General features: G+C 68.5%; 16 protein-coding genes. 13 read left to right on the forward strand and 3 right to left on the reverse strand.

Annotation, left to right across the window (positions count from 1 at the left end; translation table 11 throughout):
- The first annotated feature begins 3 nt into the window (after positions 1-3).
- A complete protein-coding gene (locus tag AC1D2F_RS01340; protein ID WP_229995828.1) occupies positions 4-288 on the forward strand; it encodes a DUF1540 domain-containing protein in 285 nt (94 codons plus the stop codon).
- Positions 289-520: 232 nt separating this feature from the next.
- Here AC1D2F_RS01340 and AC1D2F_RS01345 read toward each other — a convergent pair whose 3' ends face one another.
- Positions 521-1,627: a GTP pyrophosphokinase gene (locus AC1D2F_RS01345; RefSeq protein WP_229995827.1), complete on the reverse strand. Its 1,107-nt coding sequence runs from the start codon at positions 1,625-1,627 to the stop codon at positions 521-523.
- A 247-nt stretch (positions 1,628-1,874) separates the two neighbouring features.
- On the opposite strand from AC1D2F_RS01345, the gene AC1D2F_RS01350 reads away from it, so the two are divergent.
- The 10 genes from AC1D2F_RS01350 (at position 1,875) to AC1D2F_RS01395 (ending at position 11,070) form a co-directional block, all read left to right on the forward strand.
- Positions 1,875-2,672 (forward strand): alpha/beta hydrolase, encoded by a 798-nt coding sequence (locus AC1D2F_RS01350; protein WP_229995826.1) that lies wholly within the window; start codon positions 1,875-1,877, stop codon positions 2,670-2,672.
- A 177-nt stretch (positions 2,673-2,849) separates the two neighbouring features.
- The gene (gene nhaA, locus AC1D2F_RS01355; protein ID WP_229995825.1) at positions 2,850-4,202 is read left to right on the forward strand and encodes a Na+/H+ antiporter NhaA; all 1,353 of its coding nucleotides are present in this window, start codon (positions 2,850-2,852) and stop codon (positions 4,200-4,202) included.
- Between the two features lie 159 nt (positions 4,203-4,361).
- Complete coding sequence (locus tag AC1D2F_RS01360; protein ID WP_229995824.1) at positions 4,362-4,664, forward strand: rhodanese-like domain-containing protein; 303 nt, start codon at positions 4,362-4,364, stop codon at positions 4,662-4,664.
- Positions 4,665-4,694: 30 nt separating this feature from the next.
- Positions 4,695-6,056, forward strand: a complete 1,362-nt coding sequence (locus AC1D2F_RS01365) for an MBL fold metallo-hydrolase (RefSeq protein WP_229995823.1) — start codon at positions 4,695-4,697, stop codon at positions 6,054-6,056.
- 74 nt (positions 6,057-6,130) lie between these two features.
- Positions 6,131-7,084, forward strand: a complete 954-nt coding sequence (locus tag AC1D2F_RS01370) for a carbohydrate kinase family protein (RefSeq protein WP_364746861.1) — start codon at positions 6,131-6,133, stop codon at positions 7,082-7,084.
- 13 nt (positions 7,085-7,097) lie between these two features.
- Positions 7,098-7,610: a YbhB/YbcL family Raf kinase inhibitor-like protein gene (locus AC1D2F_RS01375; protein ID WP_476966038.1), complete on the forward strand. Its 513-nt coding sequence runs from the start codon at positions 7,098-7,100 to the stop codon at positions 7,608-7,610.
- A gap of 130 nt (positions 7,611-7,740) precedes the next feature.
- A complete protein-coding gene (locus tag AC1D2F_RS01380) occupies positions 7,741-8,559 on the forward strand; it encodes an HAD family hydrolase (RefSeq protein WP_229995642.1) in 819 nt (272 codons plus the stop codon).
- Positions 8,560-8,733: 174 nt separating this feature from the next.
- On the forward strand, positions 8,734-8,982 hold the full coding sequence (locus AC1D2F_RS01385) for a hypothetical protein (RefSeq protein WP_229995641.1): 249 nt from the start codon (positions 8,734-8,736) through the stop codon (positions 8,980-8,982).
- 69 nt (positions 8,983-9,051) lie between these two features.
- Positions 9,052-9,894: a glycerophosphodiester phosphodiesterase family protein gene (locus AC1D2F_RS01390; protein ID WP_229995640.1), complete on the forward strand. Its 843-nt coding sequence runs from the start codon at positions 9,052-9,054 to the stop codon at positions 9,892-9,894.
- A gap of 51 nt (positions 9,895-9,945) precedes the next feature.
- Positions 9,946-11,070 (forward strand): glycerate kinase, encoded by a 1,125-nt coding sequence (locus tag AC1D2F_RS01395; protein ID WP_229995639.1) that lies wholly within the window; start codon positions 9,946-9,948, stop codon positions 11,068-11,070.
- A 40-nt stretch (positions 11,071-11,110) separates the two neighbouring features.
- Here AC1D2F_RS01395 and AC1D2F_RS01400 read toward each other — a convergent pair whose 3' ends face one another.
- Positions 11,111-11,821, reverse strand: coding sequence for a DUF6766 family protein (locus AC1D2F_RS01400; protein WP_356815845.1), 711 nt, complete (start codon positions 11,819-11,821; stop codon positions 11,111-11,113).
- Positions 11,818-12,318 carry a DUF6328 family protein gene (locus AC1D2F_RS01405; protein WP_476966039.1) on the reverse strand — a complete coding sequence of 167 codons (501 nt, stop codon included), beginning with the start codon at positions 12,316-12,318 and terminating at the stop codon, positions 11,818-11,820. The genes AC1D2F_RS01400 and AC1D2F_RS01405 overlap by 4 nt, the downstream gene beginning before the upstream one ends.
- A gap of 226 nt (positions 12,319-12,544) precedes the next feature.
- On the opposite strand from AC1D2F_RS01405, the gene AC1D2F_RS01410 reads away from it, so the two are divergent.
- Both AC1D2F_RS01410 and AC1D2F_RS01415 read left to right on the forward strand, forming a co-directional pair.
- Positions 12,545-13,477, forward strand: coding sequence for an SDR family oxidoreductase (locus tag AC1D2F_RS01410; RefSeq protein WP_476966040.1), 933 nt, complete (start codon positions 12,545-12,547; stop codon positions 13,475-13,477).
- 60 nt (positions 13,478-13,537) lie between these two features.
- A complete protein-coding gene (locus tag AC1D2F_RS01415) occupies positions 13,538-13,834 on the forward strand; it encodes a hypothetical protein (RefSeq protein ID WP_476966041.1) in 297 nt (98 codons plus the stop codon).
- The last annotated feature ends 29 nt before the right edge of the window (positions 13,835-13,863 follow it).

Consider the following 13,863-nt stretch of genomic DNA (forward strand, 5'->3'; position numbering starts at 1 on the left):
CCAATGACGACGCACGTAGCCGACTGCAGCGTGAACAATTGCTCCTTCAACGACCACTCCCATTGCAACGCAGCCGCCATTACCGTCGGCGGCGCTGAAGATCATGCCTCGTGCGCGACCTTCATCGACATCGGTGTGCACGGCGGGCTCCCCAAGGTGCTGGCCGACGTCGGCGCCTGCCAGCGAACTGAATGCACCCACAACGACCATCTGATGTGCAAGGCCTCCGAAGTTCACGTGGGCCCGGGGGTCGACAACGCCGATTGCCTCACCTACGCCCACAAATAAGCCGCACGCGGCGTCCGCGCCCATCGAACCAAGGAATACCAGCCGTCTCCACCGGAATCGACGCCGGACTTTCCCCACCTTTGAAGTCGGCGCCCGGCGTGCCCCGCCGAATCGCCGGCGAGTCCCGGCGTAGCTGTGTCAAAGGTGGGGAGACTCGGCAGGCAGGCAGGGCGCAACAGAGCGCGGCAGAGCGCAGCAGAGCGCGCCATAGGCGTCCGCAGGCCCGCCCGCGCTAGCCCTGGGTGAGCCGGTACCGTTCGATCTGCTTGAGCCGCCGCAGGAGGCTGTCGCGCCGGGGGTGCGGGACGGCGTCGGCCGGCTCGGCGGTGAGCTCGATGTGTTCAGTGCCGTACTGCCACAGCAGCAGGTCATCGAGGAGCCGGTCCGGGCCGGGCGAGTAGCGGTGGTCCAGGGCCTTGCGGACCTCGGTGATCCGGTTGGCGCTGAGCAGCCCGGCGAGCTGCATGGTCTGGTTGAGGCCGTGGGCGGCCATGAGCTCCGCGGCCCAGCCCCAGTCGTCGTCGACCTTGCGGTCCACGTGCGGCAGCAGGGTCCGCCAGACGTCGCGGATCCGGTTGGGCGTCAGCGGTGCGGCACCCTCGCCGTCCACATCCCAGTAACCGCGGACCTCCTCGTAGCGCTCATGCAGGTCCGAGAAGGCGCTCTCCACGGTCTCCAGCATGGCGGCCGTGGCGGTGAACTGGCGGTCGAAGTGCGGGGTCCAGGCCCTCGGGTCCTCGGCCTTGAAGCGGATGTCGTGCTCGATTTCGCTCCACGCGTGGGCGAACACTGTGCGGATCTGGCACTCGAAGAAGTAGCTGCCGTTCGGCGGGATGTCGGGGTTGAAGGCCAGCTGGTAGTCCTTGACGGCCTCGTTCTGTATGGTTCGCAGGATCAGGTGCCGGCTGGAGTAGCCGTAGGTGCCGGACTCGATCGAGCCGATGTCCTTTTCACGGTCCCCGCGGCAGTCAAAGAGCTGGCGCTGGCGCTTGATCAGATTGGCCACCACCGCGTTTTCCGCCGGAAGCTTGGTGATCACGCGGATGCCCACCATGTCGTTCAGGGTCCGGAACGGGTCCGGGAACTTCAGCACCGGTGGTCCGCCCGGCTCCAGCGGTTCTTCCGTGCGGGAAATTTTCTCGCGGAAGGATTCAACCGTCTTGGTGCGGCCGGTGACGAACAACGGCGTGACCTCGGTGTCCTTGAGCATGGTCCGCAGCGTGAGCAGGACCTCCCGGGTGACCAGCTTCAGGGCAGGCCGGACCCGCTCGTAGAGTTCCACGTTTTCCTGCACGGAATCGCGCAGGCTCAAGTCCAAACGGTCCCAGTTGCTCGCCATGGATCCAGCTTACGGCGCACCACCGACACCGGGCCGCAGGCTCTCCCGCAGGCACTTTCGCAGCCGCCGCCAAAGGGCGGTGGGCAAGGGCGGCGTGCAGGGGGCCGGCCTGCGCGGGGCCGCTTGGCGCCCAAGGTAGGCTCAGCACATGGCTGAAATGCGGCGGCGGACTATGATCGCTGGCGCAGCGGCGGTGACTTTGGGGGCAATCTCCGCCGCCTGTTCACCGGGCCCCAAGGAGGACGCTGTGAAGAGGCAGAAGTACCAATATGGCGAGGACCCCAGCCAGTGGGGTGAGCTCTTCCTCCCGGAAGTGGCCGCGCCCAAGGGTGTGGTGGTGGTGATCCATGGCGGGTACTGGCGTTCGCAGTACGGCGCAGAACTTGGGGAGCCCCTTGCCAAGGACCTCGCCGCGCACGGCATGGCAGCCTGGAACCTGGAGTACCGGCGCGCCGGCAACGGCGGAGGCTGGCCCAACACCTTTGCCGACGTCCTGGCCGGAATCGACAAGCTCGGTGAACTCGCCGACGAGCACGGGCTCGGGCTGGACCGGGTGGTGGCCCTGGGCCACTCTGCCGGCGGTCACCTCGCGGTCTGGGCGGCGGGACGCAGCCGCCTCGCCGGGCTCGGCGCCCCGGATGCGGACCGCCAGCTCACGCGCCGAGGCGACGACGACGGCGCGGTGCAGCTTACCGGCGTCGTCAGTCAGTCGGGGGTGCTCAACCTCGCGGCCGCCGAGCGGCTCAATCTCAGCAACGGCGCCGTCAGCAACTTCCTGGGCGGCTCGTCCGAGAAATATCCCAAGCGTCATAGATATGCGGACCCCATGAGCGCGGTGCCGCTGGGCGTGCCCGTATATGCCGTTCACGGTACGGAAGACGACACCGTGCCGGTGAGCCAGTCCGAGACCTACGCCGGAGCAGCCAAGGCGGCCGGCGCGCCGGTTCAGTTGCTGAAGGTCCCGGGCGACCACTTTGCGCTGATTGATCCGAAAGCACCCGCCTACCGGAAATGCCGTGAACTCGTGCAGCAGCTGTTGGCCTGAAATCCGGCCGGCCCGGCTGCCGGTGAAGCTGTCGGCCAGACGCCCGCCCTGCCGCCAGCCAAGCACTCGTCCGGCGTCCACCCGGCGTCCCACGGCGGCGAAAGCGAATACACTGGACCGCAGGTGCGCCGGGAAGTCTGGTCGGCATAGTTCCGTCGACCCCACTTTGAGGACTCCATGAGCGCCCTGCCACCCACTCCCACACCCCCTCGACTCACCGTTATCGGCCGGGGCAGCTACTCCGAGGCCCTGCGGATCGGCGAAATCCTCCGCAAGGAAACCGTGGGCGGCGCGCTGCTGGTCGCCGCGGCGGCGGTGGCCCTTGTCTGGGCCAACTCCCCGGCCTCGGAGAGTTACTTCGCGCTGCGCGACTTGAAAGTCGGCTACGCGCCCTGGCATCTGGACCTGACCCTGGGCGCCTGGGCCGCCGACGGCCTGCTGGCCATCTTCTTCTTCCTGGTCGGGCTCGAACTCAAGCGCGAATTTGTCGCCGGCGATCTGCGCCAGCCGAGCAAATCCGTGGTTCCGGTGGCCGCCGCCGTGGGCGGTGTGGCCGTTCCGGCGCTCATTTACGCGGTCGTCAACCTTTCAGGCCCCGAGACCCTGCACGGCTGGGCGATTCCCACCGCCACAGACATCGCCTTCGCCGTCGCGGTGTTGGCGCTCATCGGTTCCCACCTTCCCAGTGCGCTGCGCATCTTCCTGCTGACCCTCGCGGTCGTGGACGACCTCTTGGCCATCGCCATCATCGCGATCTTCTACACGAGCGACCTCCACCCCGAGCCGCTCCTGCTGGCCCTGCTCCCGCTGGGCCTCTACACAATCCTGGCGCACAAATGCCGCCGGTTCTTCGGCATGCACGCATGGGCGGCCTGGGTGATCCTGCTGCCGCTCGGCGCGGCGACGTGGGCGCTCGTGCACGCGTCAGGCATCCACGCAACCGTGGCCGGGGTCCTGCTCGGGTTTGCAATTCCCGTCAAGCGCTCCCGGGCCAGCGGCGGCCCTGAAGCCGGCCCGGGGCTCGCGGAGCTCTTCGAACACCGGTTCCGCCCGATTTCGGCCGGGATCGCCGTCCCGGTTTTCGCGTTCTTTTCCGCCGGGGTGGTCATTGGTGGCTGGCAGGGCCTCGGTGCCGCCCTTACGGATCCCGTGGCGGTGGGCATCATCCTGGCGCTCGTGGCCGGAAAGCCGGCCGGGATCCTCGGCACCACATGGCTCATCACCAAAGTCACGCGGGCCCGGCTGGACGGCTCCTTCAAGTGGATCGACGTCTTCGGCCTCTCGATCCTGGCCGGCATTGGTTTCACGGTGTCGCTGCTGTTGGCTGAGTTGAGCTTTGGTCAAGGTACTGCCCACGAAGACCACGCGAAGGTGGGGATTCTCGCGGCCTCTGTGCTCGCGGCGCTCCTCGCCACCGGCGTGCTCCGGGCCCGCAACCAGCAGTACCGCCGGGCCGAGGAGGAAGAAAAGATCGACTCGGACCACGACGGCATCCCGGACGTCTACCAGCAAGACCGTCCCGCAGACTAAGTGGAGTCCGCGGGCCAGATGGACAGGACAGGCCGACGGACGAGATTTGAGGGTGCGGCAAGGACGTGCCGTCCAGAGCATGCATGATACCCCAAGGGGTATCATTGTCTCGCTGGAATACGCGCGCCGGGCCGTCCGGCGCCCGCGAAAGGAACAGGCATGAAGAGCATTTCCGTCAAGGACCTGGCCGCCCTGGGCGACGCCACCGAAATCGTCGACGTCCGCGAGGAAGACGAATACGCCGCTGTCCGCGTTCCTGGCGCCAGGAGCATCCCGCTTTCACGGTTTGTCCAGTCCCTCGACGAGGTTCCGGCCAGCGGAACCGTCTACGTCATGTGCGCCGCCGGGGGCCGCAGCGCCCAGGCCACCACCTACCTGGAGGACCAGGGGTACGACGCCGTCAACGTCACCGGCGGGATCATGCAGTGGCAGGACGAGGGGCACCCCGTCAACCGGGGCTGACCTGACAGGGCTGACCTCAGCGGAGGGACCATGGAAGTCATCGTTATCGAGACCCCGCAACTCGGGGACCGCAGCTACCTGGTCCACGACGGCTCTGTGGCGCTGGCGATCGACCCGCAGCGTGACACCGACCGCATCGAGGCGGCCGCCCGCGACGCCGGCGTTTCCATCACGCACGTGGCCGAGACCCACCTGCACAATGACTACATCACCGGCGGCCTGATCCTGGCCCGCGCCCACGGCGCCAGCTACCTCGTGAACGCCGCCGATCCCGTGGCATTCGAGCGCACGCCAATCTCCGACGGCGAAACGATCCGGGTGGGCTCGCTCTCGGTCAAGGCGGTGGCCACACCGGGCCATACGCACACCCACATGTCGTTCATCGTGGACGACGGCGGGAAGCGGGCCGTCTTCTCGGGCGGCAGCCTGCTGTACGGTTCCGTGGGCCGCACCGACCTCGTAGCCGAGGCGGACACGGTCGGCTTGACCCATGACCAGTACGCCTCGGTCCGTCGCCTCGCCGCCGAGGCCGGCCGTGGTGCCGCGCTGTTCCCGACCCACGGATTCGGCTCGTTCTGCTCCTCGGGACCCGCCACGGGCGCCCGGTCCTCGACCATCGGCGAACAGCTCGCCGCCAACCATGCCCTGACGGACCCTGACGAGGACCACTTCGTCAGCCAGCTCATCGCCAACCTCACGGACCACCCGTCGTACTACGCCCACATGAGTCCGGCCAACCTTCGGGGCCCGGGGCCTGCGGAGCTGGCCGTTCCCGAATCGCTCGATGCCGCCGAGCTCACCCGGCGGTTGGACGACGGCGAGTGGGTGGTGGACGTGCGGCGGCGGGTGGCGTTCGCCAGCAGCCACCTCAAAGGCAGCGTCAGTTTTGAGTATGGCTCCGGCTCCAGTTTCACCACCTATCTCGGCTGGGTGCTGCCGTGGGGTGAACCGGTGACCCTGGTGGGCTCGCGGGAAGACATAGAGAGCGCCATCCGCGACCTCTCCCGGATCGGCATCGAATCCCCGGACGCCGCCGTCGGAACCGAGCCGGAGGTCCTGGCGCCACAGGCCGGCCTTGCCTCCTACCCGCGCGTGGGCTGGGACGGCGTGCTCGCGCACCGGGCGCCTGGGGACACCGTCCTGGACGTGCGCCGGGCCGACGAATTCGCCGCCGCCCGCGTTGTGGGCGCGGTCAACGTGCCGCTGCACGAGCTGTTGCTGCGCCTCGGGGACGTCCCTGCCGGGAAGCTCTGGGTGCACTGCGGTTCCGGGTACCGTGCCGGGATCGCCGCCAGCCTCCTGGCGCGGGCAGGCCGGGATGTGGTCCACATCGACGCCAGGTTCGCCCACGCCGCGTCCGCCGGGATCGCCCTGGACACCACGGCGGCCTGAGCGGGCAGCGAGGCGGTTGCGGGCCGTGCGCGCAACACACGGCGCCGGAGCGGATTCTCTGGCAGAGTATGGTCATGCTCACAGTTATTGGCGAGGGGCTGGTTGATGTAGTCCAGCGGTCCTCCGGCGTCCAGGCCCATGTCGGCGGCAGCCCCCTCAACGTGGCGGTAGGGCTGGCGCGGCTGGACCATCCCGTCCAGTTCATTGGCCGCTACGGCCGCGATGCCTATGGAGAGGCCCTGGCCGCGCACCTGAAGTCGAGCTCCGTGCTGCTCCCGCTAGGACCCGACGAGCTGCCCACCAGCGTGGCCGCCGCACTGATCGACGACGCCGGCGCCGCCACCTACACCTTCGACCTCGCCTGGGAGCTTCCCGGCGTTGCGGCGCGCTTGCCGTTCCTGCTCCAGGGAACCACGCTACTGCACACCGGATCCATCGCCACCATGCTGGCGCCCGGCGCCGCTGACGTGCTTGCCGCCGTCGAACGCGCCCACCCGTCCGCCACTATCAGCTTTGACCCCAATTGCCGCCCCAGCATCATCCCGGACGTGGACTATGCCCGCGGGCAGGCCGAAAAGTTCGTGACGCTCTCTGACGTTGTGAAAGCCTCCGACGAGGACCTCGAATGGCTCTACCCTGGTGTTGACCCGCTGGACTCGGCCCGCCGCTGGCTGGCGCTGGGCGGCTCCGAAGGTCCCGCGATGGTGGTGGTGACCCGCGGCGGCAAGGGCCCCTGGGGCATCAACGCTGCAGGTGCGGCGCAGTTCCCCGCCCCCGAGATCAGCGTCGCGGACACAGTCGGGGCAGGGGATTCGTTCATGGCCGCGCTGCTGTCCGGCGTGGTGGACCTGGGCCTGGACGGGGCACAAAACCGCGAGGCCCTGCGCGAACTCTCCCCCGAAAGTCTCCGCGATCTTCTCGCCCATGCCTCCCGGGCAGCGGCGGTCACCGTGTCCCGCGCCGGCGCCAACCCGCCCACCCGCGCGGAGATGGCACGGATGGAAATGGGGGCCCCGCCCCTGCAGTGAGTGAAAGGCAGCCATGACACGCCACGATTTTCCGGTGTTCCCTGTCCGTAGTGAATCCTTCACGGAGGGCCAGACGCTCCCGCCTGCCCAGCGCAGCGGGAAGATGCGCGCCGGCGGCCAGGACGAATCCCCGCAGCTGAGCTGGAGCGGCGCCCCGGCCGGCACAAAGGGCTATGCAGTCACCATGTTCGACCCCGATGCCCCGGGCCGCGGCGGCTTCTGGCACTGGGCCGTGCTCGACGTCCCCGCCGACGTCACGTCGCTGCCGGCAGGGGCGGGCGCCGAGGGCGGCCACCTCCTTCCCGCGGGCGCCATCCAGTTAAGGAACGACGGCGGATTCCACGGCTATCTGGGCGCCGCGCCGCCTCCCGGGCACGGGCCGCACCGCTACGTCATCACCGTCCACGCGCTCGACATTGCACCGTCCGGGCTGAACGAGCACACCGCTCCGGGCGGCCTGGAAGCGAAGCTGTCGCGGCACACCCTGGGCCGGGGCACACTCACCGGCATCCTCGAACGCCACTGAGCCGGCCGCCGTCGAGTTCGCCGGAAACTCTCCAGATCGCCGGAATTGTCCGGCGAACCCGGCGCGGTCCGGCGATCTCGGCGCATACGGCCGCGAGGGCCGACCGTCCCGGCGCACGTAGACTGGCATTATGCGGCTGGTAGCAAGTGACATCGACGGAACGATCCTCGGCCATGACGGCAAAATCAGCGGCCGGACTGTCCGCGCGTTCCACGCCTGCCGCGACGCCGGGCTGGAACTGGTGTTCGTCACGGGACGGCCGCCGCGCTGGCTCCACCCCCTGCAGGACCAGCTGGGGCACACCGGAACGGTCATCTGCTCCAACGGGGCCGTGGTGTGGGACCTCGAGGCGGACCGCATGCTCTCGGCGCGGACACTGGACCTTGACGCTATGTTCGAAGTCCGCCGCATCATCAAGCGGTTGCGTCCGTCCGCACTCTTTGCCGCCGAAACCCTGACCGGCTTCCACCTGGAGCCGGGGTTTATCGAAAACGGCTCGAGCGGACTGCTCGCGGAATTCACTCCGGCCCCGCTGCACACCACCCTCACCGAGGGGGACTCCATTGCGAAGTTCCTGGCCATAGTCCGGGAAGGCACCGCCGACGATTTCCTGGCCGAGGTGACGCCCGCCGTCGCCCATCTGGCCGCCGCAACGCACTCGGCGCCGAACATGGCCCTGCTGGAGCTGTCCCTGCCCGGCGTGAACAAGGCCGTGACCCTGGCTGAATATGCGTCGTCCCTCGGCATCGGCGCCGCGGACGTGGTGGCATTCGGGGACATGCCCAACGACATCGAGATGCTGCGCTGGGCCGGGCACGGCTACGCGATGGCCAGCGGCCACCCGGAAGCGATCCGGGCCGCCGGCCAGCAGGCCCCGCATTTCGACGACGACGGCGTCGCCCAGATCCTCGAGGCCAAGCTCGCCGAACTCGGCGTCCGGCTCCGCTAAAAGCCACCCGGCGCCCGGCTGTCCGAACAGGCGCCCGGCACGGCCGGCACTGCGCCGCACACCGGTCCAGTTCCCCGTGGACACCGGATTCCCAGCGGACAGTCAACTTGCGTTCACCTTGGCGTCCTAGGCTGGAAGCTCGCGACAGATCGTTTGACTGATAGTGGGGACATCATGGCCAGGCATCGCATCAACAACACGGACGAACAACCCCTGCACCCGGTGGAGCCGGACCGGCACTGGCGGCAGCTGCGCCAAGGCGACCGCGTCAGCGTCCGGCTGGGTCCGGGCTTCGAGACGGGCGGGCTCGTGGACGCCGTGACGGCGGACCACAGCGTGGTCTGGGTGGATCTCGACGGCGGCCGCGGCCGCACGCTGCTGCACTGCAGCGACGACGTCGAAATCCGCCAACACGAGTCCTGACACCTCGTCCCGCCAAGGGCAGCTGAGGCCCGGCGGCCGGCAGATCAAGGGCTCGGGTACGCTTCAGGAGTGACTGACCAGCACCCCTACTTTGCCCCTCGCGGCAATCGCGACGGCGGTCCGGAGGACACCGCAGCCCGGGCCCCGGGCGGCGTCCGGGCGCCCCTGGCGATGGCCCACCGGGGCTTCTCGCTGGACGGGCTGGAGAACTCGATGGCCGCGTTCCGCGCCGCCGTCGACCTCGGGTTCAGGCATCTGGAGACGGACGTGCACACAACGGCCGACGGCGTGCTGGTGCTCTTCCACGACAAAACCCTGGACCGGATCACGGAGGGCCGGGGCCGGATCGCGGACCTTCCGGCCGCGACCGTGGACCTGGCCAGGATCGGCGGGACCGAACCGATCCCGCGGTTCGAGGAACTGATCGCGGCCTTCCCGGACGTCCGGCTCAATGTCGACGTCAAGGACTGGAATTCCGTCGGTCCCCTGGCCTCGGCGATTGAACGCCACGGACTGCACGACCGCGTGCTGGTGGCCAGTTTCTCGGACCGGCGGCGCCGCGCGGTGCTGAAGCAGTTGAGCCGTCCTGCCGCGAGCTCGGCCGGCATCGTGTCCAATGCCGTGTTCGTTCTGCTCGGGCCCGTGCTGCCGACGCGGCTGATGTCCCTCGTGGCGCGCCGGGCGCTGCGCGGCGTCCACGCCCTTCAGGTCCCGGTCCGCTACGGCGCCGTGCCTGTGGTGACGCCCGGCTTCATCCGGCGGGCACACCGGCACGGCCTGCAGGTCCATGTGTGGACAGTCAACGAGCCCGCCGAAATGCACCGGCTGCTGGACCTCGGCGTCGACGGGATTGTCACGGACCGAGCGGACCTGCTCAAAGCGGTCCTGACGGAGCGCGGAACCTGGGCCTGAACACCGCGTCTCCTCAGCACGCCGGGACCGCCGGACTGGCAGGATAGAGCCATGCGCATCCTCATCGCCCCGGACAAGTTCAAGGGCTCCCTCACCGCCGTTGAAGCCGCCGCCGCCATTGCCGAAGGCGCCCTGCGCGTCTACCCCGACGCCGAAGCCATCCAGTTTCCGGTGGCCGACGGCGGCGAAGGGACCCTCGAGGCGGCCGTCGCGGCCGGCTACGAGGAACGGCTCAACGCAGTCGTTGGCCCCATCCTGGCCCCGATCGGTGCCGCGTGGGCCATCCGTGCCGACGCCTTCGGCGGGGCCACCGCGGTGATAGAAACGGCGCAGGCCTCCGGGCTGGCGCACATGGAGCCCACACCGGCGAACTCGCTGCGCGCCCACAGTTATGGCTGCGGCCAGCTGATTGCCGCCGCGCTGGACGCCGGTGCCACGGAAATCGTGCTGGGCGTAGGCGGTTCGGCCATGAGCGACGGCGGCAGCGGCGCACTCCGGGCCCTCGGACTCAAGCCGTTGGACGCCGCCGGCAACGTGGTGCCCCTCGGCGGAGGATCGCTCGCCGAGGTCGCATCCGTGGATATCAGTGGCCTCGATCCGCGGCTGGTCGAAGTGAAGTTCAGGATCGCCGTCGACGTCCAAAACCCGCTGTACGGCAGCGACGGGGCGGCGTACGTCTTCGGTCCGCAAAAAGGCGCCGACGCCGATGCGATTGAGCTGCTCGACGCCGGCCTGCGCAACTGGGCCTCGATCCTGCGCGCGTCGACGGGCCGGGACGTCAATGTGCCCGGCGCCGGCGCGGCCGGCGGCTTCCCGGCGTCGTTCCTGGCCTTCAGCACCGCCGCCCTCGAAGGCGGCTTCGAGCTGGTGGCCGGGCTCACCGGGCTTGCCGCGAAACTCGCCGTGGCTGATTTGGTCATCACCGGGGAGGGCTCCATGGACAGCCAATCGCTGACGGGCAAGGCGCCGATCGCCCTCGCCGACGCGGCCCAGGCCCTCGGCATTCCGGTGATCGTGGTGGCCGGCCGGATCCTCGTCACCCCGGAGGACCTCGGCCGGCACGGAGTCGTCGCCGCGGCGCAACTGCTGGACGTCGCCGGCAGCGCGGAGGACGCTGTCGCCAACGCCGCAAAGTACCTTGCCTGGGTCACCAGCCAGGTCCTCGAAGGCGCCTAGCGCACCTGCTGGCCGGCTGCCGTGCCGACCACCTTGTGGTTCAGGCGCCGGTCTCGTAGTGCGGCTCGGCCACGGGTTTGGACTCGGGGGAGCCCTTCTCGCGCAGGTAGACCGAGGCGCCCACCAGGACCGCCACAGCGAGGAACTCGCTTTGCCAGTTCTGGAAGGACTCGAACCAGAATCGGCTCGTCGCCAGATAGCCCAGCACCGTCACGGTGGGCTGTCCGTGTGCCTCCTGGTCACTGTTGTACTCGTCCGTGCCGCCAACCGCGTGCAGCATGAAGGATGCCAGGAACAGCAGCAGGAACATGATCGAAAGCGAGTGTTCGTAGAGCGTGAGCACCCAGCCGCCGCGCCGTACGGGCCAAGGGGTGGAAGCCTTGACCCTGGCCTGCCGGGGGTCCTCGTCCTGCGGGGCAGTGCGGCCCATTGGCTTGGACTCCGAGGACCCCTTTTGGAACAGGAAGACGGTCAGGACGACGTACATGCCCATCTGCAGGAATTCCGACTCCCAGTTCTCGAATGTCGCCTCCAGGAAGGCCCCGGTGCCGAGGTACCTCAGGACGGTCACGGCCGGTTCGCCGTGGGCCATCTGCTCGTCGCTGTAGGTGCTGGCTCCGCTGAGGACCATGCCGCCGAAAAAGATGGCGAACAGCCCGATATTGGCCAGCAGCAGTCCGTGTTCCTTGACCCACCTGCCCATGGTTCCTCCCGTGCCTGCCCCGAGCTGCTCCTGCGAAACGTCCGTCATAGTGGCTCCTCCTCGCGGCCCTTGCGGTGGAGGCCGGCAGGGACGACCACCAACAGCAGCACCAGTACGGCCAGCAGGCCGGCGCCGGCTATCAGGCCCGCCGTCCGGCCCACGGTGACGTCGAAAATGAGGGATGTGGTACCCACGCTCAGGAGCCCGACGCCGGCCAGTGAGAACTTGGCGATGGTGTCGGCGCTGGCCACGAGCGTGGCCTTCAGGCCTTGCCGGAACAGCCGGCGGTGCACGCTCACAGGTAGCAGGATCGTGGCCGTGGTGAGGGCGGCCAGGACGACGTTGGCAAGGTACAGGCGGGTCTGGTAATCATCGAGCGTCTCGAAGCGCGCCTGGAACGGCAGCGTCAGCAGGAAGCCGGCAAGGAGCTGGACCCCGGTCTGGAGAACCCGCAGTTCCTGCAGCAGTTCGGCCCAGTTGCGGTCCATCCGCTCAGCACGTGATTCATCCCGGCCGTCATCCTTCGGCGCCACTGGGCCTGTCATTTGATGCTCCTCCGCGCAATCCTGAAATCATCGTGAACCTGCCGCAGCGTGCAGTCCACCCTCAACCTAGGCTTGAGAGTTGCCAAAAACAAGTCGGTACTAAGCTTGCTGATGATATTGCGGTTAGGGTAAGACTGTTTACTTCGCTGGGACGTTCTCCGAGGGCCCCGTCACACGGGCCCCGAGGCGCATCCCTGGAAACCGACACACATTGGTTAGGTGGACTATGAGTGACGCAAGCAGCACCGCAGCCAGCAGCTCGGGCGGCCAGGGCAAGCAGCAGGACCAGCCGCGCGATCCCCGCGCCGGCTACCATTCCGGCCCGTTCCCGGAACAGGTCCAGAAACAGCCCGGCCTCACCTCGCCGATGGAGCCCAAACCGGACCACGGCGAGGAAAGCTATCGCGGCAGCGGCGCCCTGAACGGCAAAGCCGCCCTCATCACAGGCGGCGACTCCGGAATCGGCAAAGCGGTGGCGATCGCCTTCGCCCGTGAGGGGGCCGACGTCGCCATTTCCTACTTGCCGGAGGAAGAGGAAGACGCGCAGGACACCGCCGAGTGGATCCGGAAGGCCGGACGCAAGGCCCTGCTGCTTCCTGGCGACGGCCGCAGCGAGGACTTCGCGGCGAACATCGTGAAGGCGACGCTGGCCGAATTCGGGGGCCTCAATGTCCTGGTGCTCAATGCGGCCTACCAGAAGAACCGGGACAGCCTGGAATCGCTCCCCACCGAAGAGTTCGACCGTGTCTTCAAAACCAATCTGTACTCCCTGCTCTGGACCGCCCGCGCCGCCGTCCCGCACCTGAAAGCCGGCGCCTCCATCATCACCACAGCATCGATCCAGGCCTTCAACCCGTCCCCGCAACTCATCGACTACGCCATGACCAAGGCGGCGCAGGTAGCGTTCACCAAAGCGCTGGCGCAGGAGCTCGGGCCAAAGGGGGTCAGGGTCAACGCCGTGGCCCCTGGCCCCATCTGGACGCCGCTGATTCCGGCCACCGAGTGGCCGGAGAAGTTGCCGTCGTTTGGCCAGGACACGCCCCTGCAGCGGGCGGGGCAGCCGGCGGAGCTCGCGGCGGCCTATGTGCTTCTCGCCTCGGACCACGGTTCCTACATTTCCGGAGCAGTCCTTCCGGTCACCGGAGGCAAAGGACTCTGAGCCCGCTCCGGACCCGTCCCAATGCCAGCTAGTCCCATTTCCAACGACAGGAGCAATGACATGACTGACAACCAGCAGGATCCGAAGACCGCCAAAGAAGAGGGCGGCTACGGCGCGCCGACCGCCGAGCAGGAAATGGCCGGCCGGCATGTCCGGGCGGAGTCCGGGGCTGCCGTGCCGTCCGCTGAGGCCGAAATGGACCCGGCAAATACCGACGAGCCTGCCCCCGGGCGGTCCTTCTCCTCCGAGTCCGGGCAGGATGCTGCTGGGTTGCCGGACGGCTCCGGGACGGACCTGCCGGAGGGCAGGTCGCCGAAGGACCGCGACGACGACAAGGACGCCTTCGACGCCGGCTAGTCCCCGCGCCGTCGCCCCCCGTCGCCCCT

Source organism: Arthrobacter sp. P1_B3, from assembly GCF_056406615.1.